A 19,912-nucleotide genomic window follows, 5' to 3' on the forward strand; every position below is an offset into this window, starting at 1 on the left:
AAAATGTTCGGAAAATTGACACTGGATGCAGTGCCCTACCATGAACCGATTATTATGGTTACGGTGGCTGCAATTATCATTGGTGGCGCGGCCTTAGTTGGCCTGATCACTTACTTCGGTAAGTGGAGCTACCTGTGGAATGAGTGGCTGACTTCGGTTGACCACAAAAAACTCGGTATCATGTACTGCATCGTCGGTATCGTCATGTTAATTCGTGGCTTTGCGGATGCAATCATGATGCGTAGCCAGCAGGCGCTTGCGTCTGCGGGCGAAGCCGGCTTCCTGCCACCGCACCACTACGATCAGATCTTTACCGCCCACGGCGTTATCATGATCTTCTTCGTGGCGATGCCGCTGGTAATCGGTCTGATGAACGTGGTCGTTCCGCTGCAAATCGGCGCGCGCGACGTTGCGTTCCCGTTCCTGAACAACCTGAGCTTCTGGTTCACGGTTGTCGGCGTTATCCTGGTTAACCTGTCACTGGGTGTGGGCGAATTTGCTCAGACTGGCTGGCTGGCCTACCCGCCGCTGTCGGGAATTGAGTACAGTCCGGGCGTGGGCGTTGACTACTGGATTTGGGCGCTTCAGCTCTCCGGTGTCGGTACCACCCTGACCGGTATTAACTTCTTCGTGACCATCCTGAAGATGCGTGCACCAGGTATGACGATGTTCAAGATGCCAGTATTTACCTGGGCATCTCTGTGCGCCAACGTCCTGATTATCGCGTCGTTCCCAATTCTGACCGTCACCATCGCGCTGCTGACCCTGGATCGCTATCTGGGTACCCATTTCTTCACGAATGATATGGGTGGCAACATGATGATGTACATCAACCTGATTTGGGCCTGGGGTCACCCGGAAGTATACATCCTGGTTCTGCCGGTGTTCGGTGTGTTCTCCGAAATCGCGGCAACCTTCTCGCGCAAACGCCTGTTTGGTTACACCTCTCTGGTGTGGGCAACCGTATGTATTACCGTCCTGTCGTTCATCGTCTGGCTGCACCACTTCTTCACCATGGGTGCGGGTGCCAACGTAAACGCCTTCTTCGGTATTACCACCATGATTATCGCGATCCCGACCGGGGTTAAGATCTTCAACTGGCTGTTCACCATGTACCAGGGTCGTATCGTGTTCCACTCAGCTATGCTGTGGACCATCGGCTTCATCGTGACCTTCTCCGTAGGTGGGATGACCGGCGTACTGCTGGCGGTACCAGGTGCTGACTTCGTTCTGCACAACAGTCTGTTCCTGATTGCGCACTTCCATAACGTTATCATCGGTGGCGTGGTCTTCGGCTGCTTCGCTGGTGTGACCTACTGGTGGCCAAAAGCGTTCGGTTTCACCCTGAACGAAAAATGGGGTAAACGCGCGTTCTGGTTCTGGATCATCGGCTTCTTCGTGGCGTTTATGCCGCTGTACGTGCTGGGCTTCATGGGGATGACCCGTCGTCTGAGCCAGCAGATCGATCCGCAGTTCCACCCAATGCTGATGGTTGCAGCGGGCGGCGCAGCGCTGATTGCCTGCGGTATTCTGTGCCAGCTGATTCAGTACTACGTGTCTATCCGTGACCGTAACCTGAACCGCGACCTGACCGGTGACCCGTGGGGTGGCCGTACGCTGGAGTGGGCGACCTCTTCTCCGCCTCCGTTCTATAACTTTGCCGTAGTGCCGCACATTCACGAGCGTGATGCATTCTGGGAAATGAAAGAAAAAGGTGAAGCGTACAAGCAACCTGAGCATTACGAAGAGATCCATATGCCGAAAAACAGCGCCGCGGGCATGGTTATTGCCGCTTTCGCAACGGTATTTGGTTTCGCAATGATCTGGCACATCTGGTGGATGGCGATTGTTGGCTTCGCTGGCATCGTAATCAGCTGGATTGTGAAGAGCTTTGACGAGGACGTGGACTACTACGTACCAGTCCGTGAAGTTGAAAAGCTGGAAAACCAGCATTTTGACGAGATTTCTAAAGCGGGGCTGAAAAATGGCAACTGATACTCTGGCGCACTCAACTGCCCACGCGCATGAACATGCGCACCATGATACAGGACCGACGAAAGTCTTCGGTTTCTGGATCTACCTGATGAGCGACTGCATCCTGTTCTGCTGTCTGTTCGCAACCTATGCCGTTCTGGTGAACGGCACAGCGGGCGGCCCGACCGGTAAGGACATCTTTGAACTGCCGTTCGTTCTGGTTGAAACCGCACTGCTGTTATTCAGCTCCATCACCTACGGCATGGCGGCTATCGCCATGTACAAAAACAACAAGAGCCAGGCTGTCTCCTGGCTGGCGTTGACCTGGCTGTTTGGTGCTGGCTTTATCGGGATGGAAATCTATGAATTCCATCACCTGATCATGGAAGGTTTCGGCCCGGATCGTAGCGGCTTCCTGTCAGCGTTCTTCGCTCTGGTAGGCACCCACGGTCTGCACGTGACCTCGGGTCTGATCTGGATGGCGGTGCTGATGTTCCAGATCTCCCGTCGCGGCCTGACCAGTACTAACCGTACCCGTATTATGTGCCTGAGCCTGTTCTGGCACTTCCTGGACGTGGTATGGATCTGTGTGTTCTCTGTTGTCTATCTGATGGGGGCGATGTAATGAGTCATTCTAACGATCATGGCGCTTCCCACGGCAGCGTAAAAACCTACATGACAGGCTTCATCCTGTCGATCATTCTGACGGTGATCCCGTTCTGGATGGTGATGAACGGTTCTGCATCTAAGCCGGTTATCCTGGGCGCAATCCTGGTGACCGCGGTGATTCAGATTCTGGTGCATCTGGTTTGCTTCCTGCACATGAACACCAAGTCCGATGAAGGCTGGAACATGACGGCCTTTATCTTTACCGTGATTATCATCGCTATCCTGGTAGTCGGTTCCATCTGGATTATGTGGAACCTTAACTACAACATGATGGTTCACTAAGAGCGGCGAGTATGTTTAAGCAATACCTGCAAGTCACGAAACCAGGCATCATCTTTGGCAACCTGATCTCCGTAATCGGAGGGTTCCTGCTGGCCTCTAAAGGCAGCATTGATTACACCCTCTTTATTTACACGCTGGTCGGTGTGTCACTGGTGGTTGCGTCCGGTTGTGTATTTAACAACTACATCGACATGGATATCGACAAGAAGATGGAAAGGACCAAAAATCGGGTGCTGGTTAAAGGCCTGATTGCTCCTTCCGTCTCGCTGGTGTACGCCACCTTGCTGGGTATTGCTGGCTTTATGCTGCTGTGGTTTGGTGCTAACCCGCTGGCCTGCTGGCTGGGGGTGATGGGGTTCGTGGTTTATGTGGGCGTCTACAGCCTGTATATGAAACGTCACTCCGTCTACGGCACGCTGATTGGTTCTCTCTCCGGCGCGGCGCCGCCGGTGATTGGCTACTGCGCCGTCACGAACGAGTTCGACAGCGGTGCGCTCATCCTGCTGGCTATCTTTAGCCTGTGGCAGATGCCGCACTCCTACGCCATCGCGATTTTCCGCTTTAAGGATTATCAGGCGGCGAACATTCCGGTTCTGCCGGTCGTGAAAGGCATTTCGGTTGCCAAGAACCACATCACGCTCTACATCATCGCTTTTGCCGTGGCAACGCTGATGCTCTCACTGGGCGGTTACGCCGGATATAAATATCTGGTGGTAGCAGCTGCGGTGAGCGTATGGTGGCTCGGCATGGCCCTGCGCGGTTATAAAGTGGAAGATGACAAGGTCTGGGCACGCAAGCTGTTTGTGTTCTCGATTGTCGCCATCACCTCACTGTCCGTGATGATGTCCGTAGACTTCATGGTGCCAGATTCACAACACCTGCTGACTTACGTCTGGTAAGAAGACTGATGTAAAAACGCCGGGTTTAGCCCGGCGTTTTTTATTGGTACGGCGTAACCCCTTTCTTTAACAGTATATTGCCGTATTTCGCGGTCTCGCCCGTCACCACGATGGCGTACGCTTTCTGTGCCCGCGCATAAAACGCATAACGGTCAATACGCGTAACCCCCTCCCCTTCCGCCTCACCAAAGAGTGCGTTGCGATAGCGCGCTTCTACCTGTATATCGAGCGTATCCTCGTCGACAGGGGCCATCATCACCAGCGGTGGCGCATAGCTGTCCAGTTCAAACAGCGGTATCACCGCGGCCAGCAAATCGCTGATGAGCAGGCCATCTGCGCGGATCGTCTTTGGCCCCAGGCTATGCGCGGGAAAGTGAGCATCTGCAAAAATAATCTCGTCACCATGACCCATTTCTGCCAGCGTTTTCAGCAGCTCGGGTGAAATCAGAGGGGATATCGTTTTAAGCACAAGGTTGCTCCTCAGGATAGAAATAACGGTAACGATAGTGGACCCGATCGCGAGCAGCCTCAGCGCTGGCCGTTTCTCCGACGCCCCACCATCCGTACAAAGACGCCCCCAGCACGGTCGTATCAGCCTCTTCAAGAACCTTCACCGGGATCCCAAGCGCATTGGACTTGAGCTGATTCCACAGCATATTGCGGCTACCTCCCCCCACCAGCAGGAGTTCACGCGCCTTAAATTGCGCGATCGCCTCCAGCGCCAGGCATTTTTCTTGCAGATGCACCGTGAGTCCTTCCAGGGCTGCGCGGTAAAAATGGGCTGGCGTTGTGGTGAGCGTAACGCCCTGCCAGCCGGCGAGTGGAGAATCGAGCAGTTGGGTATTCATCGTGACGCCATCCGCGCCGTTCGGAATTTCCGCCGCCTGAGCCAGAATAGTGTCCCAGTCGGTACCAGGCGACCAGAACAGCGCGCGGATCCACTCCAGTACGCCAGACGCCAGATATTGCATTCCCGGATTATAGAGCCCCGTCCGGCTATCCAGTTCGCAGGTCGCACCCGGGTATTGCCCCAGCAAAGCGGTATCAACCTGCGAGGTGCGCGCCATTAAAATCTCCCAGGTACCCGAAGAGAGAACTGGCTCATTAATTCCCGCCCCGGCGCCAAAAAGGGCAAACTGCGTGTCGTGCCCGGCGGAGATCACCGGCACTCCGCAAGGCAATCCGAGCCTGGATGCAGCGTCGGGCCGCAATTCACCAATCCTTTCTCCGGGGGAAACCAGCGGCGGGAAAAGGGAATGAGGCACGCCGATCTTGCTTAAGATCGTTTCACTGAAGCGCTGCTGATGCAGATCGAACATCTGACTGGTACCGGCCATCGTGAGATCGGTCGTCATCTTTCCGGTCAGGCGATGGTTGATTAGCGAGGAGATAAAAAGCCAGGCGTGAGCACGCTGTAACAGATCGGGATGGTTGTCCTGAAGCCAGCCTAGCTTATACAACGTGTTAAAACTAAACTGCCCAACGCCGGTGATCTGCTGTAGTTCTGCCGGGGAGCATGAACGGGCAACCGCTTCCATCACCGGCACGGTTCGCGGGCACTTCCAGCTAATGATCGGGTAAAGCAGTTCTCCCCGCTCATCTACCAGTGCGCCATCCACGCCAAAGGTCGTCACACTCATTCCGCACAGGTGATGCTCGCTCAGCGCTGCGCTGATTTTCTGACAACAGACGGCAAACCGTTGCATGATGGCGTCGAGCGACCACTGGTGCCAGGCCGGATTTTCAGCGGCGCTTTCGCTTTCGTTCGCCACCGCGGCGCGCGCCACAATATTCCCTTCGGGATCCAGCGCAATGGCGCGCACGTTCGTCGCGCCACAATCGAGAACCAGAAAACATTTTTTCATCGCGGTCCCCACAGGCTGCCAGCCCGCCGGAGCAGGCTGGCAGGCCGGATTAATGTTTGTATAACGGTCCGTAATTTTCACAGGCGCGGTAATCCTGCCCTTCCGGATCCATACCGTGAGCGCCCCAGGCCGTCGGCCGATAAATCAGCGCCTCCGGTACGTTATGCATGCATACAGGGATGCGCAGCATGGACGCCAGGGTGATGAAATCAGCGCCGACGTGCCCGACGGTTAATACCCCGTGGTTAGCGCCCCAATTCGCCATCACTGAATAGACGTCGCTGAACGGGCCTTTACCGGTCAGGCGTGGGGCAAACCAGGTGGTGGGCCAGGTTGAATCGGTGCGCTTATTCAGAATGTCATGTACGTGTTCCGGCAGCTCAACACTCCAGCCTTCCGCTATCTGTAATACCGGACCCACACCCTTGATGAGGTTTACGCGGGTCATGGTAAATGGCACGCCACCCCGGGTGAGGAAGTTTGATGAGAAACCGCCCCCGCGGAAGTATTCATGCACCGCCGGACACCAGTGGGTTGCGGCCAGGCACGCGTTGGCTTCCTGCTCAGTAATGTCCCAGTGTGGTTTCAGGGTCGGTTTCCCCTCGGCGTCTTTCTGCTCCGCTGTACCGTCCAGCGCCGCCGAGCCGGAGTTGATCAGATGAATAATGCCGTGCTCAGCCCGTCCAGTGAGCTTCTGGCCGGTAACACGCTCAACCGACTCCGGCGACCAGTAGGTGCGTACATCAGCAAAAATCTGCGCGGTGCCGGTCATCAGATGCCCAAACAGCATCGCTACCCCGTTAAGGCTGTCATTTTCCGTCGCCACTACCAACGGCTGGCGAATACCGTTCCAGTCGAAAGAGCTGTTCAGCAGCGCCTCTGCGGTATCGCCATTTGGATACTGATCCGTCCAGTGGCGCTGCCCCTGGAAACCGGACGCAATGGCGTTATAGCCCAGCGATTCCTCCACGCGGCCCATCGCAGCGAGTTTAGGGTTGCCCTGCATCATGTCGCGGATGCACATCGCCATTAGCAGGCTCTCCCGCAGGATCGCGGCATTTTCCTGTTCATTGCGACGATACTGCTCTGCGTTTTTATCCTCGCCGAAACGGAAATGTGCCTTCGCCCAGCTCAGGGCCAGCTCAAGTTCTTGTTCGTCGTAAATCTTATGATCGATGCGGCGACGCAGTTCGGTCATATCCACCGCCTGCACCTTCATCCCCAGCCAGGATTCAAAGAAGTTGTGATCGACAATCGAGCCCGCGATCCCCATTGAGACACCGCCCACCGACAGATAACTTTTCCCCTTCATGCTGGCGACCGCCAGGCCCGCCCGGGCGAAGCGCAACAATTTTTCCTCAACGTCTGCCGGAATGGTCTCGTCGCCCGCATCCTGTACATCGTGGCCGTAGATGGAAAACGCCGGGATCCCTTTCTGGTTATGCGCTGCCAGCGCCGCTGCGAGGTATACCGCCCCCGGACGCTCGGTGCCATTAAAGCCCCAGATCGCTTTCGGGCGCAGCGGATCCATATCAATGGTTTCACTCCCGTAACACCAGCAGGGGGTGATGGTGATCGTCAGACCAACGTGGCACGTGCTGAACTTCTCTTCGCAAGCGGCGGATTCCGCCATTCCGGCAATGCAGCTGTCGGCAATTACGCACTCTACGGGCGTACCGCAGGGGTGGCGTAATTTTTCACTGAGTAGCGCCGCCGTGGCTTTCGCCATGTTCATGGTCTGCTCTTCCAGAGACTCGCGTACGCCCATTCGGCGGCCGTCAATAACAGGTCGAATGCCAATCCGGGGTAACGCTTTTATCGTTTTCATAGCCCTTCCTCACGTTGGTTAACCTATCCGTCTCAGGAGCATAGCCGTGAAAAAGCGCCCGGGCAGCACCGTGAACGGAAAGCGGTGAAATTTGCTAACTCGAATTAGCTTAGGGTTCTCACTAAAAATGAGACAAGATAAATGTGCAGGATCTGTGAGCAGTTTCACGATGAGAGGTCAAAATTCGATCAGTGTCAGGTATTACGATTCAGCAAAATCTAAACATATCGTTTGAATTCAATTAAATAACAAAATACCTTTGCACGACGTCACAATTTGAATACAAATGATTTGGCTAAATTATGACCCTAAAATAGCTTTTAAGGACGAAAGCTAAGTCGAGTTAGCTTAATAACTAAATCACTGTGGCTTGTGATTCATTGCCTTTCCAACACAGGAATTTTGCAATGTCAGAGACTCTTATTCAGATGACGCGCATCACCAAACGCTTTCCCGGCGTGCTGGCGCTGAATCAGGTTGATTTCGATTTACGCCGCGGCGAAGTTCATGCCCTGTTAGGTGAAAACGGTGCCGGCAAATCGACGCTGATGAAAATATTATCCGGTGTTTACCAACCCGATTCCGGTGAAATTCGCTTTGAAGGGCAATCCGTATCATTCAGCGATCCGCTAAGTGCTCAGCACGCAGGTATTACGATTATCCATCAGGAATTTAATCTCTTTCCCGATTTAACCGTGGAAGAGAATATCTTTATTGGCCGTGAATTCTGCAAAAATAGTCGCTGGCAGTTAGATAAACGCGCCCAGCGACAGGCGGTTGAGAAAATACTGCACACGCTGAATTTAAAAATCGCCCCGGACGCCCGCGTCAGTGAATTAACCGTAGCCCAGCAGCAGATGGTTGAAATTGCCAAAGCGATTTCGGTCAATGCCAAAGTGCTAATCATGGATGAACCCACCGCCGCGCTGACCGAAAGTGAAATCGAGAGTTTATTTGACGTCACGCGGATGCTCAAGGCTCAGGGCACGGGGATAGTCTACATCTCGCACCGTCTGGAAGAATTGGCGCTGATCGCCGATCGCGCGACCGTCATGCGCGACGGACAATACATCGCCACCGTAGATTATGAAACGGTTCAGATCGGCGAGCTTATCGCCATGATGGTTGGCCGCAATCTCGATAACATCTACCCAAAACGCCCGCCGCATCAGCGCAGAGAAAAAGTGCTGGAGGTGAATGGCCTGACGCGAAATGGTGTACTGCACGACATCAACTTTACCCTCTGGCGCGGAGAGATCCTCGGCCTCGCTGGCTTAATGGGCGCAGGCCGAACGGAACTGGGCCGGGCCCTGTTTGGCGCCGATGCGATCGACGCCGGTACCCTGACGCTGAACGGCACCCCCACACGGATTAAAGACGTGGCTGACGCCATTGAGAAAGGCATCAGCTATTTAACAGAAGACCGCAAAAAAGAGGGACTCGCCCTCGGCCTTTCCGTTGAGATGAACATTATGCTCGGCAATTACCCGGACTACGCCGGCGCCGCGGGTAATGTCGATGAAAAGCGCTGCCGGGAGTCCAGCCAGAAACTGGTGGATGCGCTGCGAATAAAAACGCCGCATCTGGAACAGGCGGCACTGAATTTAAGCGGCGGTAATCAACAGAAGATCATTATTGCCCGCTGGGTCTGTAAAGATACCGATATTTTAATTTTTGATGAGCCAACCCGGGGAATTGATGTTGGCGCCAAGCTGGAAATTTATGAACTAATGAACCGCCTTGTCGCTAAAGGTAAATCGATCATCATGATTTCATCCGAACTGCCGGAAGTATTAGGAATGTGCGACCGCATACTTGTGATGCGCAGCGGCCACATTGCCGGCGAAATAGAGGCTGAGCACGCCACCCAGGAAAAAATCATGCAATACGCCACGCTGGAGGATTAATCATGTCCGTTACCGTTCCATCGCCGCAAAGCGGAAGTCATACGATGAAAATAAATAAAGCGCTCCTGATGCGTCTGGCACCTCTTTTTAGCCTGGTATTGCTGGTTCTGTTTTTCAGCTTCAGCTCACCGTTCTTCTTTAATACTGAAAATATCATGACTATCGCCTTGCAAACGGCGGTGATTGGCATCATGGCCATTGGCGTAACCTTTGTGATTATTACCGCCGGGATCGACCTGTCGCTCGGATCGGTGGTGGCGTTCTCAGGGGTTGCGGTGGGCATCGCCGCCGGGTTTGGTATGCCGCTGCCGGTCTGTATTCTGGCAGGCGTGCTCGCCGGCGGGCTTTGCGGCTATGTGAACGCGTTTCTGGTCACCAAAATGACCATACCACCGTTTATTGCCACCCTCGGCTTAATGATGTCGGTACGCGGCATCAATATGGTGATGACCGATGGCCGCGCGATTTATTTTTCTGACTACCCGCAGTTCAAGCTGCTAGCGCAGGGTCGCCTGTTCGACGTCCTGCCTTACCCGGTGTTCTACCTGGTCATCGTGGCACTGATCGCCATGTGGATCCTGAAGAAAACGGTGATGGGCCGCTATATCTACGCTGTCGGCAGCAATGAAACGGCGGCACATCTTTCCGGGATCAAAGTCCAGCGAGTGAAAATTTTCGTTTACGCCTTATGCGGCCTGTTAACCGGCGTGGCCGGGGTGATCCTCGCCTCTCGTCTCAATTCAGGCCAGCCAACCGTAGGCGTGGGTTATGAGCTGGAAGCCATTGCGGCGGTAGTGATCGGCGGTACCAGTCTGATGGGCGGCGTGGGCACGATTGGCGGCACCATCATAGGCGCGTTCATTATGAGCGTGCTGAAAAACGGCCTCAATCTCATGGGCGTGTCCCAGTTCTGGCAGATGGTGGCGATGGGCGTGGTCGTCGTTGCCGCCGTCTACCTGGACACGTTACGTAAAAGAATGCGTTAGGTTCTCGATACAACAAGCCCTGCCAACCCTACAACGGAGCAAAATAATGAAAACCAGCCATATCCTGAGCGCCCTGTCGCTCGTTGCCATCCTGTCCAGCAGCGCGCTGGCAAAAGATTTAAACCTGCCGGTAGTCAGTAAAGGTTACCAGCACGAATTCTGGCAGACGGTCAAAATGGGGACGGAAGCTGCCGCAAAAGAGTTGGGTGACAAAACCAGCTACGTTGGCCCTGCCGATGAAACGCAAATCGCCGAGCAGATCCAGTTAGTCGAAAACACCATGGCACAAAAGCCAAACGGCCTGTTGCTGGCCGCGCTTGATGCAAACGCCCTTGCCCCGCTGGTCGAAACCGCCAACAGCCGGGGGATCAAAGTGGTGACCTTCGACTCGGGCGTGAACTCCGATATCCCGGCCAGCTTTGTCGCCACCAATAACCGTAAGGCGGGCGCACAGGCTGCGGATGCGCTGGCGGAGCAGGTAGGCCAGAAGGGGAAAGTGGGTATTATCGCCCACGTAGCCGGAACGACGTCCGCCATTGAGCGCTCTGAAGGATTCAGCGAGCGAATGAAAGAGAAGTACCCGAATATTCAGGTACTGCCGGTGCAATATAGCGATGGCGACCCGCAAAAGGCGATGGATAAAACCATTGATATGGTTCAGGCCAACCCGGATATCGCCGGTATTTATGCCACCAACGAAGGCTCAACCCTGGGCGTTGCGAACGCGATCGACAGCCAGAATTTGAAGGGCAAAGTGAAAGTCATCGGTTTTGACAGCACCGAAGCCATCATTAACTTCCTCAAAAACGGCGTGATTCAGGGCTTCGTGGTGCAGGACGCGTACCAGATTGGTTATCAGGGCATAAAGGCGCTGAACGCGGTGATTTCCGGACAGACGGTGGCTAAGGAAATTGATATTCCAGTGAAATATGTCAATGCGCAGAATATCAACACCCCTGAAATTGATAAACTGTTACATCCGTTTGGTAAAAAATAAGGAAGTTCATGATGAGTGACGGCTATTTCCTCGGAGTCGATGTGGGTTCAGCCAGCGTTCGTGCTGGGCTTTACTCTGCGCAAGGCGAGCGTTTGAGCTTCGCGACCCGTCCGATTTCGCAGTTTCACGCCAGCAACGCGCGCGTGGAACAGTCCTCCGCGGAGATCTGGCAGCAGGTTTGCGCGGTGGTGCGGGAAGCCGTCGACTCCTCTGGGATCTCACCCGACGCCATTTGTTCGATTGGCTTCGACGCCACCTGCTCGCTGGTCGCGCTGGATGCTGAGGGTAACGGCCTGAGCGTGTCCCCCGACAGTCCGGCATCGCAGGACATCATTATGTGGATGGATCATCGTGCTCACGAAGAAACTGTTCGCATCAATGCCACACGCGATCCTGCCCTGTGCTACGTGGGCGGCGAGGTGAGTATTGAAATGGAACTGCCAAAACTGCTGTGGTTGCAGCGACATCATCCTGAAACATGGAATCAGGCCTGGCGCTTTTTCGACCTTGCCGATTTTCTGGTCTGGAAAGCGACGGGCCAGGACGCCGCCAGCCTGTGCACCCTCACCTGCAAATGGAACTACCTTGCGCATGAGGCGCAGTTCAGCGAATCGCTGCTCAGGGAGGTAGGGCTGGAGACCTTACTGACAAAAATTCCCGATACTATTCTGGACGTCGCTGAATGCGTCGGGAAACTCAGCCCACAGGCAGCGCAAGCTCTGGGGTTGCCCGAAAAGGTGGTTGTGGCAAGCGGCATGATCGATGCCCACGCGGGTGGCGTGGCGCTGACGGGCTCACACCCGGAGGGCACGCTGGCGCTCATCAGCGGAACCTCGAACTGCCATATGCTTGCCAGTCAGACGGAGATCCATACGCCCGGCGTCTGGGGGCCTTACTGGAGCGCCATGCTGCCGGGCTACTGGCTGACGGAAGGCGGGCAAAGTGCTGCCGGGGCGCTGGTCGACTGGACGTTGCGCGAGCACGGAGCCAGCGCAGACCTGTTTGCAAAAGCAGAAGCGGCGCAACGCCATCCGGTGGCGCTGCTCAACGACTGGGTAGCCGCGCTTGAACAGGAAGAAAAATATCCCACCCGCAACCTGCACATTCTGGCCGATCACCACGGCAACCGCTCGCCGCGTTCGCGTCCGGATGCGCGGGGCAGCGTGGTCGGTCTGACATTAGAAACCGGTGAACGTGCGCTGGCGAGGCTCTACCTGGCCACGCTACAGGCCATAGCCTATGGCACACGACATATTATGGATACCCTGAAACATCACGGGCACACCTTGTCGCGTATTGTCATTTGTGGAGGAGCCACCCATAACCGGCTCTGGCTGCGGGAGTATGCCGATGCCACGGGCTGCGATATTCATCTCTTAGCCGAAGAAGATGCCGTCACTCTCGGCGCGGCCATTTGCGGCGCTGTGGCGAGCGGTGCATGGGCAACGCTCACCGATGCCACCCGGGAAATGGTCAAAGCCGGCGACATCATCACCCGTCGGCCGGAAACCGCGGCTTTCCACAGGCAAAAATATGAGGCGTACCTGATGCTGTGGACCCAGCAGCAGGCGCTTAATCTCCTGATGCAGCAGGAAATGTAATGGCAGGATGCGTATGCTTTATCAGCAGTTTTTTACGTACGTTAAGGATTGAGGCGTAGCGATGGCCAAAACAGTTGAACAGATAGCGAAGGATCTGAATTTATCCGTCACCACCGTGCGGCTGGTACTGAGCGGGAAAGCCGAACAGTATCGGATCAGCGTGAAAACACAGTCCCGAATTAATGAACACGTCGAGCGCTTCGGCTATACCCTCAACCATTCGGCGCGCAGTCTTAAGCTAAACAAAACCGAGACGCTGGGACTCATCGTGCCCAACATCTCGAACGTGTTCTTTGCAACGCTCGCCGAGAAACTCGAACTGCGCTGCCGCCGTTCGGGCTACCAGCTGATGATCAGCTGTACTTACAACGATGTGGATTACGAAAATAAGCTGGTCAAAGCCCTGATGGCGCGCAACGTGGACGGCTTGTTTATCGTTCCCTCGACGCTGGAAAACCAGCAGCATCATTTGCGGCAGATCCAAAAACCACTGGTGCTCCTCGACCGGGATTTTGGCTTTACTGACAACGCGCTGGTTGAGAGTCATAACGAGGCCGGGGGGGATGAACTGGCCCGCAACATGCTGGCAGAGAGAAAAACGCCGCTCTGGTTCCTTGTGGGCGATACCGCACTGCCCAGTATTACGGACCGTCTGAACGGCTACTTACAGGCCCTGAAAACAGCCGGTATTCACCATCGCGAGTGGGTCATCGAAGGGCCGGACAATACGCCGGAGGGCGGATATGCCCTGATGGATTCGCTTATCGACAGCCAGGGTGTTCCGCAGGCGTTTATCGCCTCATCGTTACCCGTTCTGGAAGGGGCAATTGAAGCCCTGCGGACGCGTACCGGCACCGTGCCCCAACACATCAATATCGGCACCTTCGATGAGCACCCCATGCTGGGGTTCCTGCCTAACAGCGTCTGGTCCATGCAGCAGGATGAAGATACCTGGGCGGAAAAAGCGTTTGAACTGATGCAGCGAGCCATCGACGGCGAAGCGGTCAACGAGACGGCGAAAGTCGATATGAAGCTGGTCAAACGTTCCCGCCAGTAAAAATAAAACTGTACCCGGAGAATAAAAAATGGAACGAGCCCGATTAGCCAGAGACATTATCGACACCTGCCTTGAGATGACCCGCATGGGGTTAAATCAGGGCACCGCCGGCAATATCAGCGTTCGCTATCGCGACGGCATGCTGATTACGCCGACCGGAATTCCCTACGAGCATCTGACCGAAGAGAGTATCGTCTATGTAGATGCACAGGGGCGGCACGAAGAAGATAAACTGCCCTCCAGCGAATGGCGTTTTCATCAGGTTGTGTATCAGACCCGCCCGGATGCTAACGCCGTCGTCCATAACCATGCGGTTAACTGTACCGCCGTCTCGATACTCAACCGCCCCATTCCTGCTATTCACTATATGATTGCCGCCGCCGGGGGAAACTCCATTCCCTGCGCCCCTTACGCGACCTTCGGGACGCGCGCGCTGTCAGAGCATGTCGCGGTCGCATTACGCGATCGCAAAGCGACGCTCTTACAGCACCACGGCCTGATAACCTGCGAAGAAAATCTTGAAAAGGCACTGTGGCTGGCGCAGGAGGTAGAGGTGCTGGCAAAACTCTACCTGGCCACGCTGGCGATAGTAGATCCCGTTCCTGTACTCAGTGACGATGAAATTGCCATTGTTCTTGAGAAATTCAAAAGCTACGGATTGCGCGTCGAGGCGTAATTTTTTATCCGGGGGTGCTTTTATCACACCCTCGTAATATCTCTTAAACAAACACCTATTTACCGCACTTATCACCCCGCCTAAACTATGGCCTGCTTTTTGGTAGAGGTGGTAATGAACGATTATAAAATGACGCCAGGCGAACTGCGTGCGACCTGGGGTTTAGGGACTGTTTTCTCGCTGCGGATGCTTGGCATGTTTATGGTCCTGCCCGTTCTGACCACATATGGCATGGCGTTACAGGGTGCCAGCGAAGCGCTGATTGGTCTGGCGATTGGTATCTACGGCCTGGCGCAGGCGATATTCCAGATCCCCTTTGGCCTGCTCTCCGACCGCGTGGGTCGCAAACCGCTGATTGTCGGCGGGCTGCTGGTGTTTGTACTTGGCAGCATCATCGCCGCCCTCTCCCACTCCATCTGGGGAATTATTCTTGGGCGCGCCCTGCAAGGTTCCGGGGCGATTGCCGCCGCCGTGATGGCGCTGCTGTCAGACTTAACCCGCGAGCAAAACCGCACCAAAGCCATGGCGTTTATCGGCGTCAGCTTCGGCGTCACGTTTGCCATTGCCATGGTGCTGGGGCCTGTCATCACTCATGCGCTCGGCCTGCACGCCCTGTTCTGGATGATTGCGGTGCTGGCGACCATCGGGATCGCACTCACGCTGTGGGTTGTGCCTGACAGTAAAAACCACGTCCTCAACCGTGAATCCGGGATGGTGAAAGGCTGCTTCAGCAAAGTCATCGCCGAGCCGCGCCTGCTTAAGCTGAACTTCGGCATTATGTGCCTGCACATTCTGCTGATGTCCACCTTCGTCGCCCTGCCGGGTCAACTTGCCGCAGCCGGTTTCCCGGCGGCAGAGCACTGGAAAATTTATCTGGTCACAATGCTGATCTCGTTTGTCTCCGTTGTGCCCTTCATTATTTACGCCGAAGTGAAGCGCAAAATGAAACGCGTCTTCGTGGGCTGCGTGGCGTTATTGCTGATTGCCGAGATTGTGCTGTGGGGCGCTGGCCCGCATTTCTGGGAACTGATCGCCGGCGTACAGCTGTTCTTCCTGGCGTTTAATCTGATGGAAGCCCTGCTGCCGTCGCTTATCAGCAAAGAGTCTCCGGCAGGATACAAAGGCACCGCGATGGGCATTTACTCCACCAGCCAGTTTCTCGGCGTGGCGATCGGCGGGTCGCTCGGCGGCTGGGTGGACGGTCTGTTTGACTCCCAGACCGTTTTCCTCGCCGGTGCGCTGCTGGCGATGCTCTGGCTGTTTGTTGCCAGCACCATGAAAGAGCCGCGCTATGTAAGTAGCCTGCGGGTAGAAATTCCCGATGACGTGGCAATCGGTGACGCGTTAAAACAGCGTCTGGAAGCGACAGAGGGCGTGAGCGAAGTGCTGATTGTCCCGGAAGAGCGCAGTGCGTATGTCAAAATTGACAGCAAAGTGACTAACCGCTTTGAGGTGGAGCAGGCGCTGAAGGCCTGAAAAAATGCCCGGTTTAGCCGGGCATGATTGTCTTAATCGCGGAAGTTTTTAAACTGGAATGGCTGACCGAGATCGCCGCCACGCACCAGCGCCATCACGGATTGCAGGTCATCACGGGATTTTCCGGTCACGCGGATCTCTTCACCCTGGATCTGCGCCTGCACTTTGAGCTTACTGTCTTTGATAAGCTTAACGATTTTTTTCTGTACCGCGCTCTCAATCCCCTGCTTCAGCTTCGCTTCCACAAACCAGGTTTTGCCGCTGTGAACAAAATCTTCCGGTACATCGAGTGAGGTCCCTTCAATGCCGCGCTTGAGCAGCTTGGCGCGCAGGATATCCAGCAACTGGTTGACCTGGAAATCAGACTCGCTCAGGACTTTGATCGTCTTGTTCGCGTCGTTCAGTTCAATGGTCGCCTCAACGCCACGAAAATCGAAACGTGACTCAACCTCACGGACAGCATTTTCTACGCCGTTACGCGCTTCCTGCAAATCAACTTCAGAAACAATATCGAAAGATGGCATCTTTTCTTCTCCCTTCATTTTTGTTGCGTTGCATAATACCCGCAACGAGGCATAACGAGAAGCTTAGCTGATGGCGCTATACTTAGCGTCATAGCACCTGGCGCCGTTGCAGGTGAGGAGGAACGATGAAAGTAACAGTGCTTGGATGCGGAGCCCTTGGCCAACTCTGGCTTACAGCGCTATGCAAACAGGGACACGACGTTCAGGGCTGGCTGCGAATTCCCCAGCCCTATTGCAGTGTGAACGTAATTGGTACAGACGGTTCAATTTTCAACGAGTCTTTGACGGCAAACGATCCGGAATTTCTTGCCACCAGCGATTTGCTGCTGGTCACGCTGAAGGCCTGGCAGGTCTCCGATGCGGTGAAAAGCCTGGCCGCCCAGTTACCTGAAAGCACGCCAATCCTGCTGATTCACAACGGTATGGGTACCATTGAAGAGCTAAAATCTGTCCGGCAACCGCTGCTGATGGGGACAACCACCCACGCGGCACGTCGCGACGGTAACGTCATTATCCATGTTGCCAGTGGTATCACCCATATCGGTCCTGCGCGTGAACAGCCCGGCGATTACAGCTATCTTGCGGATACCCTGCAAAGCACGCTGCCTGACGTCGCCTGGCACAATAACATTCGCGCGGAACTGTGGCGCAAACTGGCGGTCAACTGCGCGATCAATCCGCTGACCGCCCTGCTGGATTGCCCTAACGGTGAGCTGCGCAAGCATCCCGATCGGGTAGCGCTGATTTGCCGGGAAGTTGCCGCCGTCATTGAACGCGAAGGCTACCACACCTCAGAGTCCGATTTACGTTATTATGTCGACCAGGTCATTGAGAGTACGGCAGAAAATATCTCCTCAATGTTGCAGGATATCCGGGCTATGCGGCATACCGAAATTGATTACATTACCGGTTATCTGTTAAAACGCGCCCGGGCACACGGTATTACCGTTGCGGAAAACAGCCGTCTGTTTGAGTTAGTAAAACGAAAGGAGAGTGAGTATGAGCGCATCGGCACTGGTATGCCTCGCCCCTGGTAGCGAAGAGACAGAAGCGGTCACCACCATTGATTTGATGGTGCGTGGTGGTATTAAGGTTACTACCGCCAGCGTCGCCAGCGACGGAAGTCTGGCGATTACCTGCTCGCGTGGGGTGAAGATCCTGGCGGATGCACCGCTTGTACAGGTGGCGGACGGTGATTACGACATGATCGTTTTGCCGGGTGGGCTGAAGGGTGCAGAGTGTTTCCGCGACAGCCCGCTGCTGGTTGAAACCGTTCGTCAGTTTCATCTTTCCGGGCGTATCGTCGCGGCAATCTGTGCGGCCGCAGGTACGGTGCTGGTTCCGCACGACATTTTCCCCATCGGGAATATGACCGGCTTTCCTGGCCTGAAGGACACAATTCCGGAAGACCAGTGGGTGGATAAACGCGTGGTCTGGGATCCGCGCGTTAACCTGCTCACCAGCCAGGGGCCGGGCACCGCCATTGATTTTGGCCTGAAGATTATTGACCTGCTGGTCGGGCGCGAAAAAGCGTACGAAGTGGCGTCATCGCTGGTGATGGCGGCGGGGATTTATAATTTCTACGAAGCCTGATGTCCTCCCGGGCTGGCAACGCGCTGGCCCGTCTGCCCTACAGAAATAGTGCAGCCAGCGTCACAGTTCTGCGATTCATTTTCCTGCCCTGAAGCGTCTCCCCACCGTTTTACCCTTTCAAAAACCCTTTATTTTCAGACAAATAATCAAATCCGCACCGCATTGCATGCCTGTTTGACAGGCTAAAAGAACCGTGAAAAACTGCATTCAACTGGTATATACCAGTTTAAAAATCCGCCAGCAAAGCCTGATAACATCAACAGCGGCGGGAGAGCAGAAATCTCTTCTGGAGTAAGCAATGTGATTACATTTCTTGAGCACAGAGTCATTCCTGTACTGATTCGCGTAGGCGAAAATAAAATACTGGTCGCCGTGCGCAACGGTATTGCGCTGACCTTACCCTTCACCATCACCGGTAGCCTGTTTCTCATTCTCGCCAATCTACCGATACCCGGCTGGAGTGAATGGCTTGGCCCGTTTGCCGAAAAGCTCAGCGCCCCGGTGGGCGTTACCTTTGGTGCAATAGGGCTGATTTCTGCGGTGGGTATCAGCTACAACCTCGCGAAGGAGTACAACCTCAACGCTATCACCTGCTGCATAGTCACGCTGGTGGTTTTCTTACTGGCGCAACTCAACGACAGCTATCAGCTCAACGTTGACAATCTTGGTGCGGCGGGGCTGTTTTCTGCCATCATCCTGGCGATTTTGACGGTGCACATCGTGCGATTTTTTATCCGGCACAACGTCGTGATCACCCTGCCGGAGGGCGTGCCTCCTGCCGTGGCGCAATCTTTTGCGAGCCTGATCCCCGCCGCGGTAGCAATCACTCTGATCTGGCTGATTCGGGTCATCCTGAATTTTGATATCAACCACTTCTTCACCCTGCTGCTCAGCCCGCTCGTCTCCGGCCTCGGTTCGCTGCCGGGCATGCTGGTGCTTATTTTTCTGATTTCGCTGCTGTGGTGCTGCGGCATACATGGCGACAACGTGCTTTCCGGCATCACCAGTCCCATTTTCCTGAAATACATCGCTGAAAATACTCAGGCCTATCTGCATCATCAGCCCATTCCCCATATTACCGCCGACGGGTTTTATATCGTCTTTATGTGCCTGGGCGGAACGGGCGCGACCATGGGGCTGGTCATTGCCATGCTGCGTTCCCGCAGTCGGCTGTACAAATCAGTGGGCAAGCTCTCCCTGCCCTCCGCGATATTTTGTATTAACGAACCTGTCATTTTCGGTTGCCCGATAGTCTTCAACCCACTGCTGATGATCCCGTTTACCCTGACGCCGATGATCCTGTGCATCTCAACCTGGTCGCTGATGTACTTCGACATCATTGGTCGCCCCGTCTTACAGATCCCCTGGACCATGCCGCCGATTTTCGCCGCATGGTTCGTGACCGGCGGCAATATCCCTGCCGTGATCTGGTCCGTCTGCACGCTGGTTATTTCCGCCCTGGTCTGGCTGCCGTTTTTCAAACTGGCCGAGCGCAAACAACTTGAAACCGAAGCGGCCGAAGAGAATGCCCGCCGCAACGCGGACACGCTTTCCGACCCCATCTTGTAAAAAGGAACC

Annotated in this window: 18 protein-coding genes; 14 read left to right on the top strand and 4 right to left on the bottom strand. The window is 55.0% G+C overall.

Features of this window, described 5'->3' with window-relative positions; genetic code table 11:
• The first annotated feature begins 3 nt into the window (after positions 1–3).
• From cyoB to cyoE, 4 genes are read left to right on the top strand one after another with little or no spacing between them, the layout of a single operon-like run.
• Complete coding sequence (gene cyoB, locus SK54_RS18470) at positions 4–1,995, top strand: cytochrome o ubiquinol oxidase subunit I (protein ID WP_017383189.1); 1,992 nt, start codon at positions 4–6, stop codon at positions 1,993–1,995.
• The gene (locus tag SK54_RS18475) at positions 1,985–2,599 is read left to right on the top strand and encodes a cytochrome o ubiquinol oxidase subunit III (protein ID WP_048247753.1); all 615 of its coding nucleotides are present in this window, start codon (positions 1,985–1,987) and stop codon (positions 2,597–2,599) included. Before cyoB ends, SK54_RS18475 begins: the two co-directional genes overlap by 11 nt.
• Positions 2,599–2,925, top strand: a complete 327-nt coding sequence (locus tag SK54_RS18480) for a cytochrome o ubiquinol oxidase subunit IV (protein WP_006809888.1) — start codon at positions 2,599–2,601, stop codon at positions 2,923–2,925. The genes SK54_RS18475 and SK54_RS18480 overlap by 1 nt, the downstream gene beginning before the upstream one ends.
• Before the next feature lie 11 nt (positions 2,926–2,936).
• Positions 2,937–3,824 (top strand): heme o synthase, encoded by an 888-nt coding sequence (gene cyoE, locus SK54_RS18485; RefSeq protein WP_017383188.1) that lies wholly within the window; start codon positions 2,937–2,939, stop codon positions 3,822–3,824.
• 40 nt (positions 3,825–3,864) lie between these two features.
• Here cyoE and fucU read toward each other — a convergent pair whose 3' ends face one another.
• The 3 genes from fucU to fucI are packed head-to-tail and all read right to left on the bottom strand — an operon-like array spanning position 3,865 to position 7,517.
• Positions 3,865–4,293, bottom strand: a complete 429-nt coding sequence (gene fucU, locus SK54_RS18490) for an L-fucose mutarotase (RefSeq protein ID WP_017383187.1) — start codon at positions 4,291–4,293, stop codon at positions 3,865–3,867.
• Entirely contained in the window at positions 4,286–5,689 is a 1,404-nt protein-coding gene (fucK, locus tag SK54_RS18495) for an L-fuculokinase (protein WP_026080603.1), read from the bottom strand. Before fucK ends, fucU begins: the two co-directional genes overlap by 8 nt.
• Positions 5,690–5,738: 49 nt before the next feature.
• Entirely contained in the window at positions 5,739–7,517 is a 1,779-nt protein-coding gene (fucI, locus tag SK54_RS18500) for an L-fucose isomerase (RefSeq protein WP_017383185.1), read from the bottom strand.
• Between the two features lie 407 nt (positions 7,518–7,924).
• On the opposite strand from fucI, the gene SK54_RS18505 reads away from it, so the two are divergent.
• From SK54_RS18505 to SK54_RS18535, 7 genes are all read left to right on the top strand, one after another.
• The gene (locus tag SK54_RS18505) at positions 7,925–9,424 is read left to right on the top strand and encodes a sugar ABC transporter ATP-binding protein (RefSeq protein WP_017383184.1); all 1,500 of its coding nucleotides are present in this window, start codon (positions 7,925–7,927) and stop codon (positions 9,422–9,424) included.
• Between the two features lie 2 nt (positions 9,425–9,426).
• Entirely contained in the window at positions 9,427–10,410 is a 984-nt protein-coding gene (locus SK54_RS18510; protein ID WP_017383183.1) for an ABC transporter permease, read from the top strand.
• 46 nt (positions 10,411–10,456) lie between these two features.
• Positions 10,457–11,407, top strand: coding sequence for an ABC transporter substrate-binding protein (locus tag SK54_RS18515; RefSeq protein WP_000858088.1), 951 nt, complete (start codon positions 10,457–10,459; stop codon positions 11,405–11,407).
• A gap of 11 nt (positions 11,408–11,418) precedes the next feature.
• A complete protein-coding gene (locus tag SK54_RS18520) occupies positions 11,419–13,008 on the top strand; it encodes an FGGY-family carbohydrate kinase (RefSeq protein ID WP_048247755.1) in 1,590 nt (529 codons plus the stop codon).
• Positions 13,009–13,069: 61 nt separating this feature from the next.
• The gene (locus SK54_RS18525) at positions 13,070–14,065 is read left to right on the top strand and encodes a LacI family DNA-binding transcriptional regulator (protein WP_015571284.1); all 996 of its coding nucleotides are present in this window, start codon (positions 13,070–13,072) and stop codon (positions 14,063–14,065) included.
• Positions 14,066–14,093: 28 nt separating this feature from the next.
• A complete protein-coding gene (gene fucA / locus SK54_RS18530) occupies positions 14,094–14,741 on the top strand; it encodes an L-fuculose-phosphate aldolase (RefSeq protein ID WP_017383181.1) in 648 nt (215 codons plus the stop codon).
• 114 nt (positions 14,742–14,855) lie between these two features.
• Positions 14,856–16,217 (top strand): MFS transporter, encoded by a 1,362-nt coding sequence (locus SK54_RS18535; RefSeq protein WP_017694418.1) that lies wholly within the window; start codon positions 14,856–14,858, stop codon positions 16,215–16,217.
• Positions 16,218–16,249: 32 nt separating this feature from the next.
• On the opposite strand, the gene SK54_RS18540 is transcribed toward SK54_RS18535, so the two are convergent.
• Positions 16,250–16,741, bottom strand: coding sequence for a YajQ family cyclic di-GMP-binding protein (locus tag SK54_RS18540; protein ID WP_017383179.1), 492 nt, complete (start codon positions 16,739–16,741; stop codon positions 16,250–16,252).
• Between the two features lie 125 nt (positions 16,742–16,866).
• On the opposite strand from SK54_RS18540, the gene panE reads away from it, so the two are divergent.
• The 3 genes from panE to SK54_RS18555 all read left to right on the top strand — a co-directional run bounded on the left by panE (position 16,867) and on the right by SK54_RS18555 (position 19,903).
• The gene (gene panE / locus SK54_RS18545) at positions 16,867–17,778 is read left to right on the top strand and encodes a 2-dehydropantoate 2-reductase (RefSeq protein WP_023296020.1); all 912 of its coding nucleotides are present in this window, start codon (positions 16,867–16,869) and stop codon (positions 17,776–17,778) included.
• The gene (gene yajL, locus SK54_RS18550) at positions 17,741–18,334 is read left to right on the top strand and encodes a protein deglycase YajL (protein WP_015571288.1); all 594 of its coding nucleotides are present in this window, start codon (positions 17,741–17,743) and stop codon (positions 18,332–18,334) included. Before panE ends, yajL begins: the two co-directional genes overlap by 38 nt.
• 300 nt (positions 18,335–18,634) lie before the next feature.
• Positions 18,635–19,903, top strand: coding sequence for a PTS sugar transporter subunit IIC (locus SK54_RS18555; RefSeq protein ID WP_017694419.1), 1,269 nt, complete (start codon positions 18,635–18,637; stop codon positions 19,901–19,903).
• The last annotated feature ends 9 nt before the right edge of the window (positions 19,904–19,912 follow it).

This window comes from Enterobacter sp. MGH120 (assembly GCF_001037725.1).
Classification (GTDB): Bacteria; Pseudomonadota; Gammaproteobacteria; order Enterobacterales; family Enterobacteriaceae; genus Enterobacter; species Enterobacter hormaechei_C.